Raw genomic sequence first — 15,439 nt, forward strand, 5'->3', positions numbered from 1 at the left:
CCATGGCATCCACTGCGCCGCTTTGCCATTTCGGCTGGAAGGCCATCGACGCCCGGCTTCCCGGCACCGAGGGACGCGCCCGCTCCATACTCGACTTGGCCGGACCGAACGGCCTCGTCGTCGCCTTCATCTGCAATCACTGCCCCTATGTGAAAGCGGTGATCGGTCGGATCGTGCGCGATGCGCTAGAGCTGGAGGCGCACGGGATCGGCTTCGTCGCCATCAACTCCAACGATGCGACCGCCTATCCGGAAGACAGTTTCGACAACATGAAGCGGTTTGCCGCCGACCACGCCCTGCCCTTTCCCTATCTGCATGACGCCGACCAGTGGGTTGCCAGAGCCTATGGCGCGGTCTGCACGCCGGACTTCTTCGGCTTCAACAAGCGCATGGAATTGCAATATCGCGGACGGCTGGATGCCTCGCGCAAGGAGATTGGCCCCGCCGATCTGAAGCGCGACCTGTTCGAAGCCATGGTCGGGATCGCCAGGACCGGCAAGGGGCCGGAAGAACAGCACTCGGCGATCGGCTGTTCGATCAAATGGAAGCAGGATCCGTCCTGGCTGGCGCAGAAGCGCTGAGGCAACTGCGGAACCGGCGATCACCCTCCCCGATCGAAAGGGCGACAAGGACCTTCAACACCAAACGCCGGTCGCATGCGGACATCCCATGAAACGTCCAAAGCCGCCGATGATCCACCATCGGCGGCTTTGCTTTTGGCTGCTTACGCTTCCAACCCAAGGATGCCGGCGTGTCACCGACAACCTCAAGCCCCGCCCGTTTTCGCTTCCGAAAGGGAAGAGACACGGACAGGGCTCGGGGGAGGAATGGTTAGCCTTCTTCAGGCCGCAAGCGCACCCGATTGCTTGGCGACATGGGTCGCGATCGCGTCCATCAGCGCCGGTGACAGCGCGTCATAGGGCGGCAGCCCGAGTTCGTTGAGGCGCGCGCGGATCTCGCCCATCTTGTCGGGGCTGACCCCGCTCTCGATGACCGACGAGACGAAGGCGGCGAATTCCGGCGGAGACCAGCCCGTCTCGTCGCTGAGTTCGGTATGGACGAAGTCCAGGCCGTAGAACGGATGCTTGGTGTTTTCGATGCGGCCGTACATGTGCGTGCCGCAATCCTTGCAGGCATAACGCTGGATCGTGGCACTGGGATCGACGATCTGGAGCTTCTCCGCCCCGGAAGTCACCTTGACATTGTCCCGCGACACGACGGCGATCTGCGCGAAGATTGCGCCCTTCGGCTTCCAGCACTTGGTGCAGCCGCAGGCATGGTTGTGGGCCGTCTGCGAGCTGATTTCCACGGTCACCGGATTGGTCGCGCACTTGCATTTGAGCGTACCGCCGTGGAAGCCGGGCTTAGCCGGCGGAAAGCCGTTGTCGATGGCCGGATGCAGTTTGATCATGGGTCCCTCCTCCTCAAGTCTGGACGTCTGGAGCGTCTCAGTCGATGACAGGATCGGAGCAAATCAGGCGATCGGCAACATAGCGGAAAGTGGCGGTTTTCAGTGCGACGATGCGACGAAGGCGTAAGTCTTGGGCGACTATCGACCGCGCGCGCGCAGCATGGCGCGGGCCGGATCATAGCCCCACACCGCCGCCAGCATGAAAACGACGAAGCAGGCGGAAACCCAGGCGAGCGCCTCGAGGTTCAACTGGCCATAGAGCGCGAACCGGATCAACTCGACGGCATAGGTAAAGGGATTGTAGGCGCAGATGTCGCGCAGCAACGGTGAGCTTTCGGCCATCTTCCACAGCGGATAGAGCGCCGACGACAGGAAGAACATCGGGAAGATGACGAAGTTCATCACCCCGGCGAAATTCTCCAGCTGACGTATGGTCGAGGATATCACCAGGCCGAAGGCCCCGAGCATCAGGCCGCTCAGCAGCAGCGCCGGCAGCACGGCGAGATAGCCGAGCGGCGGCAGGTCTATGCCGGTCAGCGCCGCAAGACCCAGGAACACCATGACCTGCACGATCGACACGATGACCCCGGCCAGCAGCTTGGAAAACAGCAGCCACCAGCGCGGCAAGGGCGATGTCAGCAAGAGCCGCATCGACCCCATCTCCTGGTCGTAGACCAGCGACAACGACGACTGCATGCCGTTGAACAGCTGGATCATGCCGCACAGCCCGGGCAGGATATAGACCTCGTAGGTGATGTAGGTCTGGTAGGGCGGAATGATCGACACGCCGAGCGCGGCGCGAAAGCCGGCGGCGAAAACGATAAGCCAGACGAGTGGGCGCACGAGAGCCGCGAGAAAGCGTCCGCGCTGCCTGACGAAGCGCAGGTTCTCCCGGGTGATGATGGCGAGGAGCGCGGTCAGCCAGGCTTTCATGCCGTCGCCTCCGCATTTTCGGCCGTCATGGCGAGGAAGGCCTTGGAGAGACCGCGGTCCCCGGCCAGTTCAGCCGCGGGACTGTTGCTCAACACCCGCCCGCGATGCAGCACCACGACCTGGTCCGACATGGCGATCTCGTCGACCAGATGCGTCGCCCAGAGGACGGCAAGTCCGCTCTCGGCAAGCTGATGGACATGATCGGTGATCGCCTGGCGCGAGGCGGCATCGAGCCCGACCGTGGCCTCGTCGAGCAGCAGGATTTCCGGTTGATGGACCAGGGCGCGGGCGATCTCCATGCGCCTGCGGTGTCCGCCGTTCAGCGCACGCACCAGTTCGTCGGCGCGCTCGGCCATGCCGAGCTGTGCCAGTGCCCGATCTATGGCGATGGCGGCGGAACGCCCGGACAGACCGTGAAGCCCGGCGAAGTAGCGCAGGTTACGGCGCACCGTCATGTCGAGATCGAGCGTCGCCTGCTGGAATACGACACCGATCCGGGCGAGCGCCGCCCTTGGCGAACGGGCCATGTCGAAGCCCGCGACATTGATCACTCCCTCGTCTGCAACGATCAGCCGGGTCAGAAGGGCGAAGAGCGTCGACTTGCCGGCACCGTTAGGCCCGAGCAGCGCACAGAACCGGCCGGGCTCGACATTGAACGAGACATCGTCAAGCGCCTTGCGTTCGCCATAGCGAAATCCAACATGGCTGATTTCGAGGCCCTTCATGCCGTGACCTCCCGCTTCGCTGCCGGTGGGTCCGCTCCGTCAATGATCGTCGCCGGACGCCCGGCAAGCCGGAGCGTGCGTCTGGCCAGCCGTCTCGCCTCCGCCTCGGAATGGGTGACCAGGATGACCGTCGGGCGGGTTTCGGCAATGAGCGCCTCGGTCAGTTCCAGCATTTCCTCCGCCGTCTGCAGATCGAGCGAGACATAGGGCTCATCCATGACGAGAAGTGCGGGACGCCCGGCAAAGGCGCGCGCCAGTGCCAGTCGCCGCTGCTGGCCAAGCGACAGCTGGCCAGGGAAGAGCCCGGCCTTGTCGGCGATGCCGATGCGTTCGAGTGCGCCGCGCGCCGCCTGCTCCCCAAGCGTCGGATGCACCAGGGTGAGGTTCTGCAGCGCGCTGCGCCAGGGCAGCAGCACAGGCTCCTGGAAGACCAAGGCGATGTTCGACGGTCGGACGATCTCACCCTCGAAAGCCTCGTCGATGCCGGCGATCAGCCGGAGCAGCGTCGACTTGCCGATCCCCGAAGCCCCGAGGATCGCAACCGTCTCGCCATCCGCCACTTCGAAGCGAATGTCGCGCAGGATCTCGGTCTCGCCGAATGCCTTGCGTTCGACGTCGATCTTGATCATGCCGTCCTCCAGGCCCGCGCCCGGCGCTCGAGCGGCTGCAGGATCAACGCCTCGACGATCAGCATGACGATGATGAAGGTCAGCGAATAGACCAGCACCATGGCAACATCAAACAGTTGGAAATAGAAGTGGATCTGGAAGCCGATGCCGCTGGAGCGGCCGAGAAATTCAACCACCAACACGATCTTCCAGATGACCGCGATGCCGGCGCGCGCGGCCCCTGCGATATAGGGAGCCAATTGCGGAACGACGACATGACGCAGCCGCGCTAGCGACGACATGCGATAGACCTTGGCCATGGCATCGAGATTGGGATCGAGCGCGCGGGCGCCCTCGCGGATCAGCGTGGCGACATTCGGGATCTTGTTGAGCACCACGGCGATGATCGCCGCCGTCTCGTTGAGACCGATCCACAGATAGCAGAGCACGATCAGCACCAGCGCCGGAAGATTGAGAAACACCACCAGCCAGGGGTCGAGCCAGCGATCGAAGGCGGGATAGCGCCCCATCAGGAAACCCAGCGCCACGCCGATCGCCATGGCCGGCACGAAGGCCATCACCACACGCCCGAGCGTCATGGCGAGATGATAAGGCAGCGCGCCAGAGCCAGCCGCGCGGGCAAAGGGTTCGCCGAGCGCCCATGGCTGCGGCAGGATGCTCGCATCCGCCGTCAGCGCCGCCGCGCCGACCCAGACCAGCAGGAGCAGGCCGAGCGACAGCGCGCGAACAATTGACGGATGGCGGGCAAACTCACTCAAGATGCAGGAACACTCCCTCCGGAAGCGTCGTCGCCTTGCCGACGAGTTCCTCGCCGCCAAGTTCCGCCATCAGCGTGAGGAAGCGATCGGCAGCCGCTTCGTCGATCGGCTTGCCACTCGGGATTCCGGCTCGATACCCGTCGCGCAAGGCAACGAACTCGGCGTCGTCCGCTGCGTTCATCATTCCGCGCAGACCCTCCCAGGCTTGGTCGTCGGTGCGCAGCAGTTCCTTCGCCCCCACGGAGGCCTTGTAGAGCCCTTGCGCCACCTCGGGATGTGCCTTGACGAATTCGCCCTTCAGCACATAGCCCAGGAGCGGAGTATCGGGGTCCAGCCCGAGTTCGGTCGCCGCGTCTGCGACGGTCACCAGATCCCGCATACCCTTGGCCTTCATCTTGGCGAGGAAATGCCAGAAATTGATCGCCGCCGCGGTCTCGCCGGACAAGGCCGACTTGAAGATCAGCGGCGGCGCGGCGAACACCTGTTCGGTCTCCTTGGCGAGATCCATGCCATGCTTCTTGGTCGCATAGGCACGAAGGATCAGCCAGCTCTTGTCGAGCGGCCCTCCGGCAATGCCGATCTTTTGCCCCTTCAGATCGTCGAGCGCCTTGACCGGGCTGTCGTCCTTGACGACCAGTCCGCCGACAGCCCGCGAATAGGGGATGAAGACATAATCCTTGCCGGCGGCGCGCTGATAGGCGACCCAGATCCAGTCGGCCACCATGGTATCGGCCTCGCCGCCCTCGAAGGCGACGCGCGTCGCGCCGTTGTCGGCATAGTCCTGCACCGCCATCTCGAACCCGTTCGTCTTGTCGAGCGCGTTCGCCTTGATCGTGGTGATTTCCCAGTTGACCGTGCCGGACGCCAGCATGGCCGCCCGCAGTTTCGGCAGATCCCCGGCCAGAGCCGGCGAAAGGCCGAGCGCCAAAAGGCCCGTCGCCAAGAAACGTCCCAGTTTACCCATCGCGCGTCCTCCCACGGCTTACCGCCGCCTTCCCGGTTCCTGTCCGGCCGATCTCTATGCGATTCGTCCGCCCAGCGGCCAACGTCTCGCCTATTCCTTGCGTTTCTCCGCCACAGTCAAGTCGGCCTTCAGATCCATGTCATACTGGCCGTCGGCGCAGAAAACATCATCGAGCTCGAAACCCTCGCCATCGGCCTCGATATTGGCCGGATCGACCTCGCATTGCATGGTCTTCAGCATGGCCTGGATCGCCGTCACCTTCTCCGCTGGTACTTCCTGTGCCCCGGCTGCCACGGGCAGGGTCAAAAAGGCGGCAACAAGCAGGTACTTCATCGTGCTGATCTTCATCGTCTTCATCCCTCTGTCGATGTTGGCTTACTGGATCGAAATCGTGATCTTCTGGCTGTCGCTCGTGGTATTTGGAATGCGAACCTCATAGGAACCCGGCTTGATCGCAATGAACGACATGGTCGCGACGCCCGCCTGGTCGAACTCGAGGCTATCGATTGCCATCGGGCGAACCTCGATCCCGTTGATGACGATCTCGTTCATCCAGATCGCCCGGAAGAACGGAGCACCGGTAATCGCAAGCTCGGCCGAACCGTCCGCCGTGATCTTCATCTCGTAATAGGCGCCGGATTGCAGCGCCACATCGCCCTTGGCGAGCGGCTGGCCAGAGGCGAGCGTGATCTCGATCGGCTCGCCGCGATTGCATTTGGCCAGAAGTCCGGCAAAGCCGAGCTTGTCGCACAGCGGTGAAGCCGCAGCCGGAGCCAGGGTAACGGTCGAAGTGACCAGTGCGGCGAAAGCCGCGATAACAATTTTGCGCATGAAATCCTCCCAATATCGTTTTGATTGGTAACTGGTCAGTTCGGCGCGACGACCACTCCCCAGGGCTGTTCGCCGACGGGAACGGAACGGATGACCTTTTCGGCCTTCACGTCGATGATGCTGACGTCGTTGGAATTGCCGTTGGTGACCACGAGAAACTCCTCGCCGGGCGTGAACGCCATCTGCCAGACCCGCTGGCCGACGAGCAGATAGTCCAGAACCTCGTCGGTCTTGCCGTCGATCATCGCGACGCGATTGGCCGGACCGAGCGCGACGAAGACCCGCGAGCCGTCGCTGGTCGCCTTGACCCCGACCGGCTGCAACCACTCCGGCAGAACGCCCGGCACCTCGAAGGTGATCTTCTTGTCGACCTTCGGCGCCTCCGTGCCGAGATTGATGACCGAAACGGTCCCGCCGATCTCCGCACTGACATAGAGCTTCTTGCCGTCGGCGGTGAACTCGGCATAGCGCGGCCGCTGGTCGACCAGCACATTGTGGACGATCTCGTAGGTCGAGGTGTCGATGAAATGCGCCATGTTCGTCGTTTCGGACGTGTTGATCAGCGTCTTGGCGTCGGGGCTGACGGCAACGCCCTCCGGCTCGACCCCGACCGGGATTTCCGCCAGGACCTGATAGGTCTTGACGTCGACGACGGTCACCAGGTTGTCGTCCTCATTGGCGACATAGAGCGGATTTCCGGAAGGATTGAGCGCGAAGAGTTCCGGGTCGGGACCCGACGGCAGGGTACGGATCTCCTTGTAGGTTTCCGGGTCGAAAACGCGGACGGTATCGTCGTCGGAAGCGCAGACATAGAGCTCCTTGCCGTCGGGGCTGATGGTGATGCCGCGCGGCCGGTTGCCGGCGGGGAACTCGGCGATCTTCTCCCAGGTCTTGCTGTCGAGGACGGTGACCGTATTGCCCCGTTCATTGGTGACGAACACCTTGTTGGCAAGCGCGGGCTCGCTCGCCAGAATGGCGGCGGGCAGGATCATCCAGGCGTATTTCAGCATTCTATCCTCCAAAGGCGCGGCAGGCGGTTTCGGGTGCATCCGTGCCCAGTGTGTCGAGCGGCGAATACTGGTGCAGGTAGCCGTCCTGCGGCGAGACGGAGACGGTGATGCGGCCATCGCCGAGCAGGATCGGCTGGCGCAACTGGCCGTTCCAGGGGCGGAAGGTCAGCTTCTGCCCCTTGAACGCGGCGATCTCGAAATCCTTCGACAGCAGGAAAGACCGGATCGTTCCGGCGTCAGCCTTGCCCGATCGCGTCACGGCCTCGCCGATCACCCGCATGGCAAGCCAGGCCTGATAATCCTCGTCACGGGCGCCCCGCCCCGTCAGCTTTTCGAAACGGCGCTGGAATTGCGTGGCGCCCCAGGATTCATGCGCCTGGTGCCAGGTGAGCGGCATCAGGCCGGCCGAACCCGCGACGGGACGCGGGTCCCAGGAATGATAAGGCAGATAGGCGGCAAAAACGTCGGTCTCGTCGGCCGCGACCGTCACGTCATGCTCCTCGGCCTCCTGCATGAAGACGGGGATCTGCTTCTGCACCAGGACATGGCCGGTATCGGTACGCCGCGCGCCGCCGGTATCGACGAATTCGCGCTCCTCGACGATCTTCGCGCCGAATTTTGTTGCCGACTTTCGGTAGCTGTCGGCCAGCAGCTTGTCCTCGGGATGCGAACCGTGCACCAGCAAAATGCGCGACCATTTCTTCCACATCAGGAATTGAACGACGCTGTCGGTGATCATCTGCCGGCTCGGCGCCACATGCAGGACATTCGCCCGGCACTCCGCGTCGCGCAGCGCCTCGTCGCGCGCGCCCGCATTTAGAATGAGCATGTCCGGCCCGGCCCGATCGGCCAGCGCCTTCAGCGTCTCGCCATCGGCAATGACCGCGACCAGCCGTATGCCGGCGGCCTTGAGCTCATCCAGCGCCGCTCCCGCCTGGTCCGGCGGAACGGCCTTGGTGGTCAACTGATAGTCCATGCCGGTAAAGGCACCGGTGGTGCGGTTGTCTTCGTTGCCGAGCGTCGCACCGGCAAAACCGAGATCGGCGGGAGCAACATCCAGCCGGGAGATAGGCGGCAGCTTTGTGAGATCGACACGCAGGACGGCTGTTTTCACCTCCTCGGCCGACGCGGTCTGCGTTGACATCAAGGCAGCCCAAAGGATGGCGAGCGTTAGCCGCGGAATAGACATCGCCGGAATGACCTCCCAATCCTCCTGACACATCTTAAAGTGGAGGATAGCAGCGAGGTTTATGGTGCGAAACCGATACTTATGGATCGTGGTATGACCGTCCCGGTGTGGTTAGGCTGGTCTGCATGCAGCGTATTCTGATAGCTCTCCTGCTGGCCCTCATGCCCGTGTTCGCGCTTGCCGCGCTGGACAAGCCTTTGATGCCGGGCGCCAAGGTCGCCTTTCTCGGCATCACCTTCATCGATACCTCGACGGAAGGGGCCTATGACGGCGAACGTCCGGACCAGACGGCGCGCACCCGGCTTCTGGAAGAAAGAACGCGGCAGCGATTCGGCGAAGAGGGTTTCGTCCTTCTCGCCAATGATGCGATCGCGGACGAACTCGCCCGCACCACCAATCCCGCCGACTGCTACGGCTGCGAGCAACGCATGGCCGAGCGCCTCGGTGCCGACTATGTGCTGGTCGGCGAGGTGCAGAAGGTCTCCAACCTCATCCTGTCGATGAACCTGGTCCTGACCGACGTTAAGACCGGACAAACCCTGCGCGCCCTGGCCGTAGACATCCGTTCCAACACCGACGACAGCTGGCTGCGCGGGTTGAACTACATCTTCAAGAACCACTTCTTCAAAAAGTGAGGATACCCATGCGACGGCTGCCTACTATTCTGCTGACATTTCTTCTCTTCCTTCCGGCGATCGCCTTCGCCCACGGACCGACCCGGCAGAAGCTGTCCCTCGCCGTCGACGTCAAGGCGGCCCCGGCAGAGGTCTGGGCGGTGATCGGCAATTTCCAAGACATGAGCTGGCATCCGGCGGTCTTCAAATCGACGGGCACGGGCGACAATGCTATCGATGCAACGCGCGTCCTGACCCTTGGCAAGGAAGGCGGTCCGACAATCTCGGAACAGCTGTACAAGTATGACGCGACGAAGATGACCTATTCCTACCGCATCACGGAGGTCGACGTCGCCGTGCTGCCGGTTACCAACTATTCGTCGCACCTGACAGTCACGCCCACGGCGAGCGGCGGGTCGCATATCGAATGGCGCGGCGCGTTTTATCGCGGCTATCCCAACAACGATCCGCCGGAAAACCTCAATGACGCGGCCGCAATCGCCGCCGTAACCGCGGTCTACAAGGCAGGCCTTGATGCGCTGGAAGCCAAGTTCGGCAAATAGAACAGTCCTGTTCTGTCTCCTCGCGGCTCTTCTGGGGCCGCGTGAGGGTGTGGCCGACTATGCCTATGTGACCAATCAGTCCTCCAGCGACCTGAGCGTCATCGACCTTGAGCGGATGAAGGAGATCCGGCGGATCCCGGTACCGGGAATGCCGGCCGGCGTCGCGGTTTCGCAGAAGCTTGGCGCCTTTTTCACGGTCAGCCCCGACAGCAAGACGATCCGGCGCTTCGGACTGGCGGACGCAAATCCGCAAGTTGAACGCCAACTGGACGGCGGCCCGATCGGGATCGCGGTTGACGACAGGCGCCGCAGGATCTTCGTCTCCGACTGGTACAACGCCCGCGTCTGGGTTCTCGCCGCTGACGATCTGAGCCTGACGGCGACCTTGAACACAGGCAGCGCTCCGGCCGGTCTCGCCATTTCGCCCGACGGCCGCTGGCTGGCGACGGCCGATCGTGATTCCCACCAGATGTCGATCTTCGACGCGGATACACTTGCGCTCAGGCACCGCATCACTGTCGGTGAACGCCCCTTTGGTCTTGCCTTCGCACCCGACGGCCGTGTCTTTTCCGCAGATGTCGGCAGCAACACGGTCACCGCCGTCGATCCTGAAAGCGGCCGCGTCCTGGGTCGGGCAAAAACCGGCGAGCGACCCTATGGCATCGCCTTTGCCACCGATCGCGGCTTCGTGACCAATCAGTATGGCGACAGCGTCACCGTCTTCGACGCAAGGACCTATGCAGAGGTTGGCGTGATCGATGTCGGCGGCTATCCCGAGGGCATAGACACGACCGCGGATGGGGCGCGCATCGCCGTCGCCAACTGGGACACCAATACCTTGTCGATCATCGATGCGAAAAGCCTGGAGGTGGTCGGGGAAATCGCCACGGGCGACGGTCCGCGCGCCTTCGGCCTGTTCCTCACCACAGATATGCCGAAGGAGTGATGGCATGCGCACGCTTTGCCTTCGTTTTTCCCTGCCCCTGTGCCTTTCCCTTGCCTTCGCCGTGGGAACGGTCCTGATCGGCCCCGCGAGCGCTGCCGAAGATGACCCTTGGCCAGCCATCCGGGAACAGCTCTATGGCAACCGACCGATCGCGCCCGGCGACGGAACGGTATCGCTGGAAGCGCCCTATCGCTCCGCAAACGATGCCAGAACGGTCATCGGCGCCACGCTCGCCGCTCCGGATGGCCAGTCGATACGCGCGGTGACCCTGGTGCTGGATGAGAACCCGATGCCGGTTTCCGCGGTCTTCCACCTGTCGCGACCGATGGCACGTTTCGCCTTCGAGGCGACCGTGCGGGTCAATGGTCCGACGCCGGTTCATGTCGTGGCGGAGTTGACCAATGGCGAACTCGTCTCCACCGAAGGCTTCGTGAAGACCTCCGGGCTGGGCGCCTGCGCGGCCCCTCCGGGCAGCGATCCCGCAATCGCGCTCGCGACTTTGGGCGACATGACGATCGACATCGGCCATGAGGCCCGCGGCTCGTCAAGCCTGCTGGGCGAGTTTTCACGCCTGCGGAACCAGCAGGCGTCGCTGAACCTTGGGATCAGCCATCCCAGCCACTCCGGCATGCAGATGGATCAGATCACCCTGCTTTTCATCCCCATGCGCTATGTCGAGACGATCAACATCGATCTGGACGGCCAGTCCTTCGTCGAGGTGACCGGGTCGATTTCGCTGAGCGAGAATCCGGAGTTCAGATTGTCGATACCGGCCGCGACCCAGGTGGTCGATGTGACGATGACGGACACGAACGGCACGGTGAGCCGCAAGACGCAGCGGCTGACGAGCTATTGATCCGCCCCCGGCTCGGGCTGCAAAGGCGCAGTCGGATAGCCGTCGAAAGTCCAGCCTTCGCTACCGTCCGGATACCAGTAGACCTGGCTGTAGCCGAGCTCGAGCGCCCGCTTGGCAGCGTTCCATGACATCCAGCAGTTGGGAAGGCAGAAGAACAGGACCGGTTTGCCTTTGTCGCCCTCAGTTGCCTTTTCCAAGCCGGCGCGGAAATAGGCGAGCGTGACGTCGGCCAACTTGCCGTAGCCGGTATTGGGAAGCCAGATAGCCCCTTCGATCGAAATGCGCGGCTTTTCGTTCCAGATAGTGCCCTCGGGCAGGTTGGCCGGCTTGGGCGGGCGGGGAAGCACGTCGATGAACGCGACCTCTCCTCCCTGCCAGAGGGCATAGGCCTCATCGGTCGAAACGACGGTTGCGCCGGCAAGCGTGGCTGGAACGGGCGACCTGTACTCGTCTTCGCGATAGTCAGCCGGCTCCTCGACGGAGGGCGACCCGCCCGCCTGCCCAGCAACACCGGCTTGCCCTGCGGTGAGCGCCGTCGGCGCAAGACAGAGCAAGGCCAGAAGCGCCACCCGTCCCCAGGTCATTTCTTCGCTTCCAGAGGACCTGTTCCCATGTCGTTGAGAAGGGGAACGCCCGCATCGGCGAGAATCGCATCGATCTTGGCCTGGTTGCGGCGGATCAGCGAGTTGAGTTTGCGCTCCCAGACCTTCTCGCCCTGCCTCACCCCCATCGTGATGCGATAGAACATCTTCGGCGGCAGGGGCTCGGAGAGAAGCGGCGTGATCTTGAGACCCGGGTGGCTCTGCTTCACCAGCGGACCACCGATCGGCCCCCACAGGATCGCCGCGTCGATCGTGCCGGCCTCGAGATCCGCCAGCATGTCGCCCGCCGGATCCTGGTAACGCCGGTCGACCATCAGGTCATAGCCCTTCGCCTTGGCCAACAACCCATGCAGCGCCATGTGGGTTCCAGGCGGACTGCCCGCCACCACCCCCACCCGCTTGCCCTTGAGCGCCGGATCGCCGATCGTCGTTACGCCGGCGAGCGGTCCGTCCGCAGGTACGATCAGGACGAAGCCGGAGGTATAGTAGTGATTGGTGTTGAGCACCATCTCGTCGCCCTGCGCATAGCCGATCACCACGTCACATGCATTGGCCTGCAGGGTCTTGCGGATGAAACCCGTCGCCATCGGGAACCACGTATACTCCAGCGGCAAGCCGAGCTCGCTCGCCATCAGCTCGGCGATCTTGTTCTCGAACCCCGCCTCCGACTTGTCCGACAGGGGAAAATTGGCCGGATCGGCGCAGACGCGAAAGGCCGTCTTCGACACCAGGTCGGATGTCTGGGCGAGGGCCGGTATCCCGGCGAGGCTCGCGAGGCACAAGGCACCAGCAATGACGATGCGACTAGTGACCAAGGCAATCGGCCTCCGCCTGGCGGATCGCCTCATGCTTCGCCTCCTTCTTGGCGGGCCGTCCGCGGGGGACCGCATCGGTGCCACGTGCCTTGAGATAGACGTAGATGTCGTCGAGGTAGCACATGACATTGGCGTTCTGGCCGAAGGCCGGCATGACCGAATTCTCGGCCGCATTGACCTTCTTGCGGCCATTGGTGACCACATCGACGAAGTCGTAATAGTCCATCGTGATCGCGGATGTCTTGAGCGCGGGCGCGTAGCTCGAGCCCTCGCCTTCCGGGCCGTGACAGACATGGCATTCGGAATGGTAGCGGCGGAAGCCGGAATAGGTCAGCCAGTCGATCGTGCCATCGGGCGCGACATTGTAGGTCGGCACGCCGTCGGCGGTGAGGTATCGACCGTTCTCATTGGAGGCGGCCGTGATGTTGTCGGGCTTTTCCGCATCCTGCGCCGTCGCGGCGCTGGCAAGCAGCGCGAGTGCGGCAAACGTGATCGGCAGGGCTGATGCTGGTCTGGTCATAATTCGTCCTTTTGGGCCTTGAGAACGAACTGGCGCGGGTCTTGGTCACCCGCGCCAGTCACCTGGGCGAAACCGTTCGTCAGTTCGGCAGCGAGAAGACGGTCAGCGTGCCGCCGAGGGCGGTGTAGTCGCTGAGCGCCGCATAGCCGCCGACCGCGCCCAGACCTTCGGTCGGGTTGGTCAGGCCGGCTGCGAGGCCGATACCGGCCCAGCCACCGACACCGGACAGAACAGCCACGTACTGCTTGCCGCCATGGGTGTAGGTCATGACGTTACCGATGATGCCGGACGGCGTCTTGAAGCGATAGAGCTCCTTGCCCGTATTGGAATCGACGGCCTTCAGGTAGCCTTCCAGCGTGCCGTAGAACACGACGTCACCGGCCGTTGCCAAAGCGCCGGACCAGACGGAGAACTTCTCCGGCAGAGACCACTTGATCTTGCCTTCCTTGTTGTCCCAGGCAATGAAATTGCCCATGCCGCCGTGGCTGCCTTCCGGCGGATACATCGACAGCGTTGCCCCGACATAGGGCTGGCCGGCGGTATAGCTGACACGGAAAGGCTCATAGTCCATGCAGACGTGGTTGGTCGGCACGTAGAACAGTTCGGTCTTCGGCGAATAGGCCGCGGGCTGCTGGTCCTTGGTGCCGAGCGCCGCCGGGCAGATGCCGGTCGAGTTGACGTCCTCGCCGTTCTGTTCGGTGGAATACTGGGCGACCACCTGCGGCCGGCCATACTGCTCGGACTTCGGGTCCATCACGACTTCGGTCGCCCAGTTGACCACGGGGTCATACTTTTCCGCCACCAGCAGTTCGCCCGTGACGCGGTCCAGCGTGTAGCCGAAGCCGTTTCGGTCGAAATGGGTGAGGAGCTTGCGCGCCTTGCCGTCCATCTCCTGTTCGGTCAGGATCATCTCGTTGATGCCGTCATAATCCCACTCGTCGTGCGGGGTCATCTGGTAGAGCCACTTGGCCACACCGGTATCGGCATCGCGAGCGAAGATGGTCATCGACCAACGGTTGTCACCGGGACGCTGCGACGGGTTCCAGGTCGAAGGGTTGCCCGAACCGTAGTAGATCAGGTTTTCTTCGGCATCATAGGAATACCAGCCCCAGGTCGTGCCGCCGCCGATTTTCCACTGATCGCCTTCCCAGGTGTTCAGACCGGAATCCGCACCGACGGGCTTGCCGAGATGGGTGGTCTTCTCCGGATCGATCAGCGTGTCGCTGTCGGGACCCATCGAATAGCCGCGCCAGAGCAGCTTGCCATCGGCGATGGAATAGGCGGTGACGGAACCGCGGACGCCGAACTCGCCGCCCGAGATACCGACGATGACCTTGTCCTTGACCGGCAGGACGGTCGCGGTATTGGTCTCGCCCTTCTTCGGATCGCCGTTCTTGACGCTCCACACCACCTTGCCGGTCTTTGCGTCGAGCGCGACAACCGTCGTGTCGGCCTGATGCAGGAAGATCTTGCCGTCGGCATAGGCCACACCGCGGTTGACGGTGTCACAGCACATGACCGGAATGACGTCGGCGTCCTGTTTCGGCTCGTATTTCCAGACGATCTGGCCTTCCTTGCTGAGGTCCAGCGCAAAGACCGTGTTGGGGAACGGCGCATGGACATACATCATGTCGCCGATGACCAGCGGCGAACCTTCGTGACCACGCAGGACGCCGGTCGAGAAGGTCCAGGCGACCTGCATCTTGCCGACATTGTCCTTGTTGATCTGGTCGAGCTTGGAATAGCGCTGGTTGGCGTAGTCGCCGGTCTGGATGGCCCACTGATTGGGGTCATCGATGATTTTCTGCAGTTCCGGATTGGCGTAGGCGAGTTGTGCACCGCCCATGGACAACACGGCAAACAATGTGAGAAGTCGTTTCATTTCATCCTCCCGTTGAGTGACACCGATCAGGGCTTCCACCCTCTTCGCCCCGGGAAAACCTTACGGTCTCCTCCTTCCCGGCATCGGCTGCGCGAAAATCCCCCAAGATCGCGACACGGCTTTCCGCAGCGTCGATCCCATTCCGTAACGATCCCCTTCCTCCGATCCGTTAAGTGCGTCAAAACTTACAA

The 15,439-nt window shown here is 62.9% G+C and carries 19 protein-coding genes; 5 read left to right on the plus strand and 14 right to left on the minus strand.

Annotated elements, in window-relative coordinates:
- The first annotated feature begins 2 nt into the window (after positions 1-2).
- Positions 3-581 carry a thioredoxin family protein gene (locus DYZ14_RS02770; protein ID WP_154719235.1) on the plus strand — a complete coding sequence of 193 codons (579 nt, stop codon included), beginning with the start codon at positions 3-5 and terminating at the stop codon, positions 579-581.
- Between the two features lie 260 nt (positions 582-841).
- Here the strand turns inward: DYZ14_RS02770 and gfa are convergent, their stop codons facing one another.
- From gfa to DYZ14_RS02820, 10 genes are all read right to left on the minus strand, one after another.
- Positions 842-1,411 (minus strand): S-(hydroxymethyl)glutathione synthase, encoded by a 570-nt coding sequence (gene gfa, locus DYZ14_RS02775; RefSeq protein ID WP_115672013.1) that lies wholly within the window; start codon positions 1,409-1,411, stop codon positions 842-844.
- Positions 1,412-1,549: 138 nt separating this feature from the next.
- A complete protein-coding gene (locus DYZ14_RS02780) occupies positions 1,550-2,344 on the minus strand; it encodes an ABC transporter permease (protein WP_154719236.1) in 795 nt (264 codons plus the stop codon).
- Positions 2,341-3,069: an ABC transporter ATP-binding protein gene (locus DYZ14_RS02785; RefSeq protein ID WP_154719237.1), complete on the minus strand. Its 729-nt coding sequence runs from the start codon at positions 3,067-3,069 to the stop codon at positions 2,341-2,343. The genes DYZ14_RS02780 and DYZ14_RS02785 overlap by 4 nt, the downstream gene beginning before the upstream one ends.
- Entirely contained in the window at positions 3,066-3,698 is a 633-nt protein-coding gene (locus DYZ14_RS02790; RefSeq protein WP_154719238.1) for an ABC transporter ATP-binding protein, read from the minus strand. The genes DYZ14_RS02785 and DYZ14_RS02790 overlap by 4 nt, the downstream gene beginning before the upstream one ends.
- The gene (locus DYZ14_RS02795; protein ID WP_195949794.1) at positions 3,695-4,456 is read right to left on the minus strand and encodes an ABC transporter permease; all 762 of its coding nucleotides are present in this window, start codon (positions 4,454-4,456) and stop codon (positions 3,695-3,697) included. Before DYZ14_RS02795 ends, DYZ14_RS02790 begins: the two co-directional genes overlap by 4 nt.
- A complete protein-coding gene (locus tag DYZ14_RS02800; protein ID WP_154719240.1) occupies positions 4,449-5,420 on the minus strand; it encodes an ABC transporter substrate-binding protein in 972 nt (323 codons plus the stop codon). The genes DYZ14_RS02795 and DYZ14_RS02800 overlap by 8 nt, the downstream gene beginning before the upstream one ends.
- A 90-nt stretch (positions 5,421-5,510) precedes the next feature.
- A complete protein-coding gene (locus tag DYZ14_RS02805; RefSeq protein WP_154719241.1) occupies positions 5,511-5,768 on the minus strand; it encodes a hypothetical protein in 258 nt (85 codons plus the stop codon).
- Between the two features lie 27 nt (positions 5,769-5,795).
- Positions 5,796-6,251: a hypothetical protein gene (locus DYZ14_RS02810; RefSeq protein WP_154719242.1), complete on the minus strand. Its 456-nt coding sequence runs from the start codon at positions 6,249-6,251 to the stop codon at positions 5,796-5,798.
- A 35-nt stretch (positions 6,252-6,286) separates the two neighbouring features.
- Positions 6,287-7,261, minus strand: coding sequence for a YVTN family beta-propeller repeat protein (locus DYZ14_RS02815; RefSeq protein WP_154719243.1), 975 nt, complete (start codon positions 7,259-7,261; stop codon positions 6,287-6,289).
- Position 7,262: 1 nt separating this feature from the next.
- Complete coding sequence (locus DYZ14_RS02820) at positions 7,263-8,450, minus strand: ABC transporter substrate-binding protein (protein WP_154719244.1); 1,188 nt, start codon at positions 8,448-8,450, stop codon at positions 7,263-7,265.
- A 125-nt stretch (positions 8,451-8,575) separates the two neighbouring features.
- Between DYZ14_RS02820 and DYZ14_RS02825 the strand changes: the two genes are divergently transcribed.
- The 4 genes from DYZ14_RS02825 to DYZ14_RS02840 are packed head-to-tail and all read left to right on the plus strand — an operon-like array spanning position 8,576 to position 11,429.
- Entirely contained in the window at positions 8,576-9,085 is a 510-nt protein-coding gene (locus tag DYZ14_RS02825) for a DUF3280 domain-containing protein (RefSeq protein ID WP_154719245.1), read from the plus strand.
- 8 nt (positions 9,086-9,093) lie between these two features.
- Positions 9,094-9,627 carry an SRPBCC family protein gene (locus DYZ14_RS02830; RefSeq protein ID WP_154719246.1) on the plus strand — a complete coding sequence of 178 codons (534 nt, stop codon included), beginning with the start codon at positions 9,094-9,096 and terminating at the stop codon, positions 9,625-9,627.
- On the plus strand, positions 9,599-10,573 hold the full coding sequence (locus DYZ14_RS02835; RefSeq protein WP_154719247.1) for a YVTN family beta-propeller repeat protein: 975 nt from the start codon (positions 9,599-9,601) through the stop codon (positions 10,571-10,573). The genes DYZ14_RS02830 and DYZ14_RS02835 overlap by 29 nt, the downstream gene beginning before the upstream one ends.
- 4 nt (positions 10,574-10,577) lie before the next feature.
- On the plus strand, positions 10,578-11,429 hold the full coding sequence (locus DYZ14_RS02840; protein ID WP_154719248.1) for a quinoprotein dehydrogenase-associated SoxYZ-like carrier: 852 nt from the start codon (positions 10,578-10,580) through the stop codon (positions 11,427-11,429).
- Here DYZ14_RS02840 and DYZ14_RS02845 read toward each other — a convergent pair.
- The 4 genes from DYZ14_RS02845 to xoxF5 all read right to left on the minus strand — a co-directional run bounded on the left by DYZ14_RS02845 (position 11,423) and on the right by xoxF5 (position 15,248).
- Complete coding sequence (locus DYZ14_RS02845; RefSeq protein ID WP_154719249.1) at positions 11,423-12,013, minus strand: PQQ-dependent catabolism-associated CXXCW motif protein; 591 nt, start codon at positions 12,011-12,013, stop codon at positions 11,423-11,425. The two genes, DYZ14_RS02840 and DYZ14_RS02845, sit on opposite strands and share 7 nt — an antisense overlap.
- A complete protein-coding gene (locus DYZ14_RS02850; RefSeq protein WP_154719250.1) occupies positions 12,010-12,879 on the minus strand; it encodes a substrate-binding domain-containing protein in 870 nt (289 codons plus the stop codon). Before DYZ14_RS02850 ends, DYZ14_RS02845 begins: the two co-directional genes overlap by 4 nt.
- Positions 12,836-13,366, minus strand: a complete 531-nt coding sequence (locus DYZ14_RS02855) for a c-type cytochrome, methanol metabolism-related (RefSeq protein ID WP_154719251.1) — start codon at positions 13,364-13,366, stop codon at positions 12,836-12,838. The genes DYZ14_RS02850 and DYZ14_RS02855 overlap by 44 nt, the downstream gene beginning before the upstream one ends.
- A 79-nt stretch (positions 13,367-13,445) precedes the next feature.
- Entirely contained in the window at positions 13,446-15,248 is a 1,803-nt protein-coding gene (gene xoxF5 / locus DYZ14_RS02860; RefSeq protein ID WP_154719252.1) for a lanthanide-dependent methanol dehydrogenase XoxF5, read from the minus strand.
- Positions 15,249-15,439 lie beyond the last annotated feature (191 nt).

The organism is Ciceribacter sp. T2.26MG-112.2 (assembly GCF_900492205.1).
Classification (GTDB): domain Bacteria; phylum Pseudomonadota; class Alphaproteobacteria; order Rhizobiales; family Rhizobiaceae; genus Allorhizobium; species Allorhizobium naphthalenivorans_A.

Bases quoted from the DNA above. Each gene is read 5' to 3' on its own strand.
- DYZ14_RS02770 (WP_154719235.1), top strand. From the start codon at position 3: ATGGCATCCACTGCGCCGCTTTGCCATTTCGGCTGGAAGGCCATCGAC.
- gfa (WP_115672013.1), bottom strand. From the start codon at position 1,411: ATGATCAAACTGCATCCGGCCATCGACAACGGCTTTCCGCCGGCTAAG.
- DYZ14_RS02780 (WP_154719236.1), bottom strand. From the start codon at position 2,344: ATGAAAGCCTGGCTGACCGCGCTCCTCGCCATCATCACCCGGGAGAAC.
- DYZ14_RS02785 (WP_154719237.1), bottom strand. From the start codon at position 3,069: ATGAAGGGCCTCGAAATCAGCCATGTTGGATTTCGCTATGGCGAACGC.
- DYZ14_RS02790 (WP_154719238.1), bottom strand. From the start codon at position 3,698: ATGATCAAGATCGACGTCGAACGCAAGGCATTCGGCGAGACCGAGATC.
- DYZ14_RS02800 (WP_154719240.1), bottom strand. From the start codon at position 5,420: ATGGGTAAACTGGGACGTTTCTTGGCGACGGGCCTTTTGGCGCTCGGC.
- DYZ14_RS02805 (WP_154719241.1), bottom strand. From the start codon at position 5,768: ATGAAGATCAGCACGATGAAGTACCTGCTTGTTGCCGCCTTTTTGACC.
- DYZ14_RS02810 (WP_154719242.1), bottom strand. From the start codon at position 6,251: ATGCGCAAAATTGTTATCGCGGCTTTCGCCGCACTGGTCACTTCGACC.
- DYZ14_RS02815 (WP_154719243.1), bottom strand. From the start codon at position 7,261: ATGCTGAAATACGCCTGGATGATCCTGCCCGCCGCCATTCTGGCGAGC.
- DYZ14_RS02820 (WP_154719244.1), bottom strand. From the start codon at position 8,450: ATGTCTATTCCGCGGCTAACGCTCGCCATCCTTTGGGCTGCCTTGATG.
- DYZ14_RS02825 (WP_154719245.1), top strand. From the start codon at position 8,576: ATGCAGCGTATTCTGATAGCTCTCCTGCTGGCCCTCATGCCCGTGTTC.
- DYZ14_RS02830 (WP_154719246.1), top strand. From the start codon at position 9,094: ATGCGACGGCTGCCTACTATTCTGCTGACATTTCTTCTCTTCCTTCCG.
- DYZ14_RS02835 (WP_154719247.1), top strand. From the start codon at position 9,599: ATGCGCTGGAAGCCAAGTTCGGCAAATAGAACAGTCCTGTTCTGTCTC.
- DYZ14_RS02840 (WP_154719248.1), top strand. From the start codon at position 10,578: ATGCGCACGCTTTGCCTTCGTTTTTCCCTGCCCCTGTGCCTTTCCCTT.
- DYZ14_RS02845 (WP_154719249.1), bottom strand. From the start codon at position 12,013: ATGACCTGGGGACGGGTGGCGCTTCTGGCCTTGCTCTGTCTTGCGCCG.
- DYZ14_RS02850 (WP_154719250.1), bottom strand. From the start codon at position 12,879: ATGAGGCGATCCGCCAGGCGGAGGCCGATTGCCTTGGTCACTAGTCGC.
- DYZ14_RS02855 (WP_154719251.1), bottom strand. From the start codon at position 13,366: ATGACCAGACCAGCATCAGCCCTGCCGATCACGTTTGCCGCACTCGCG.
- xoxF5 (WP_154719252.1), bottom strand. From the start codon at position 15,248: ATGAAACGACTTCTCACATTGTTTGCCGTGTTGTCCATGGGCGGTGCA.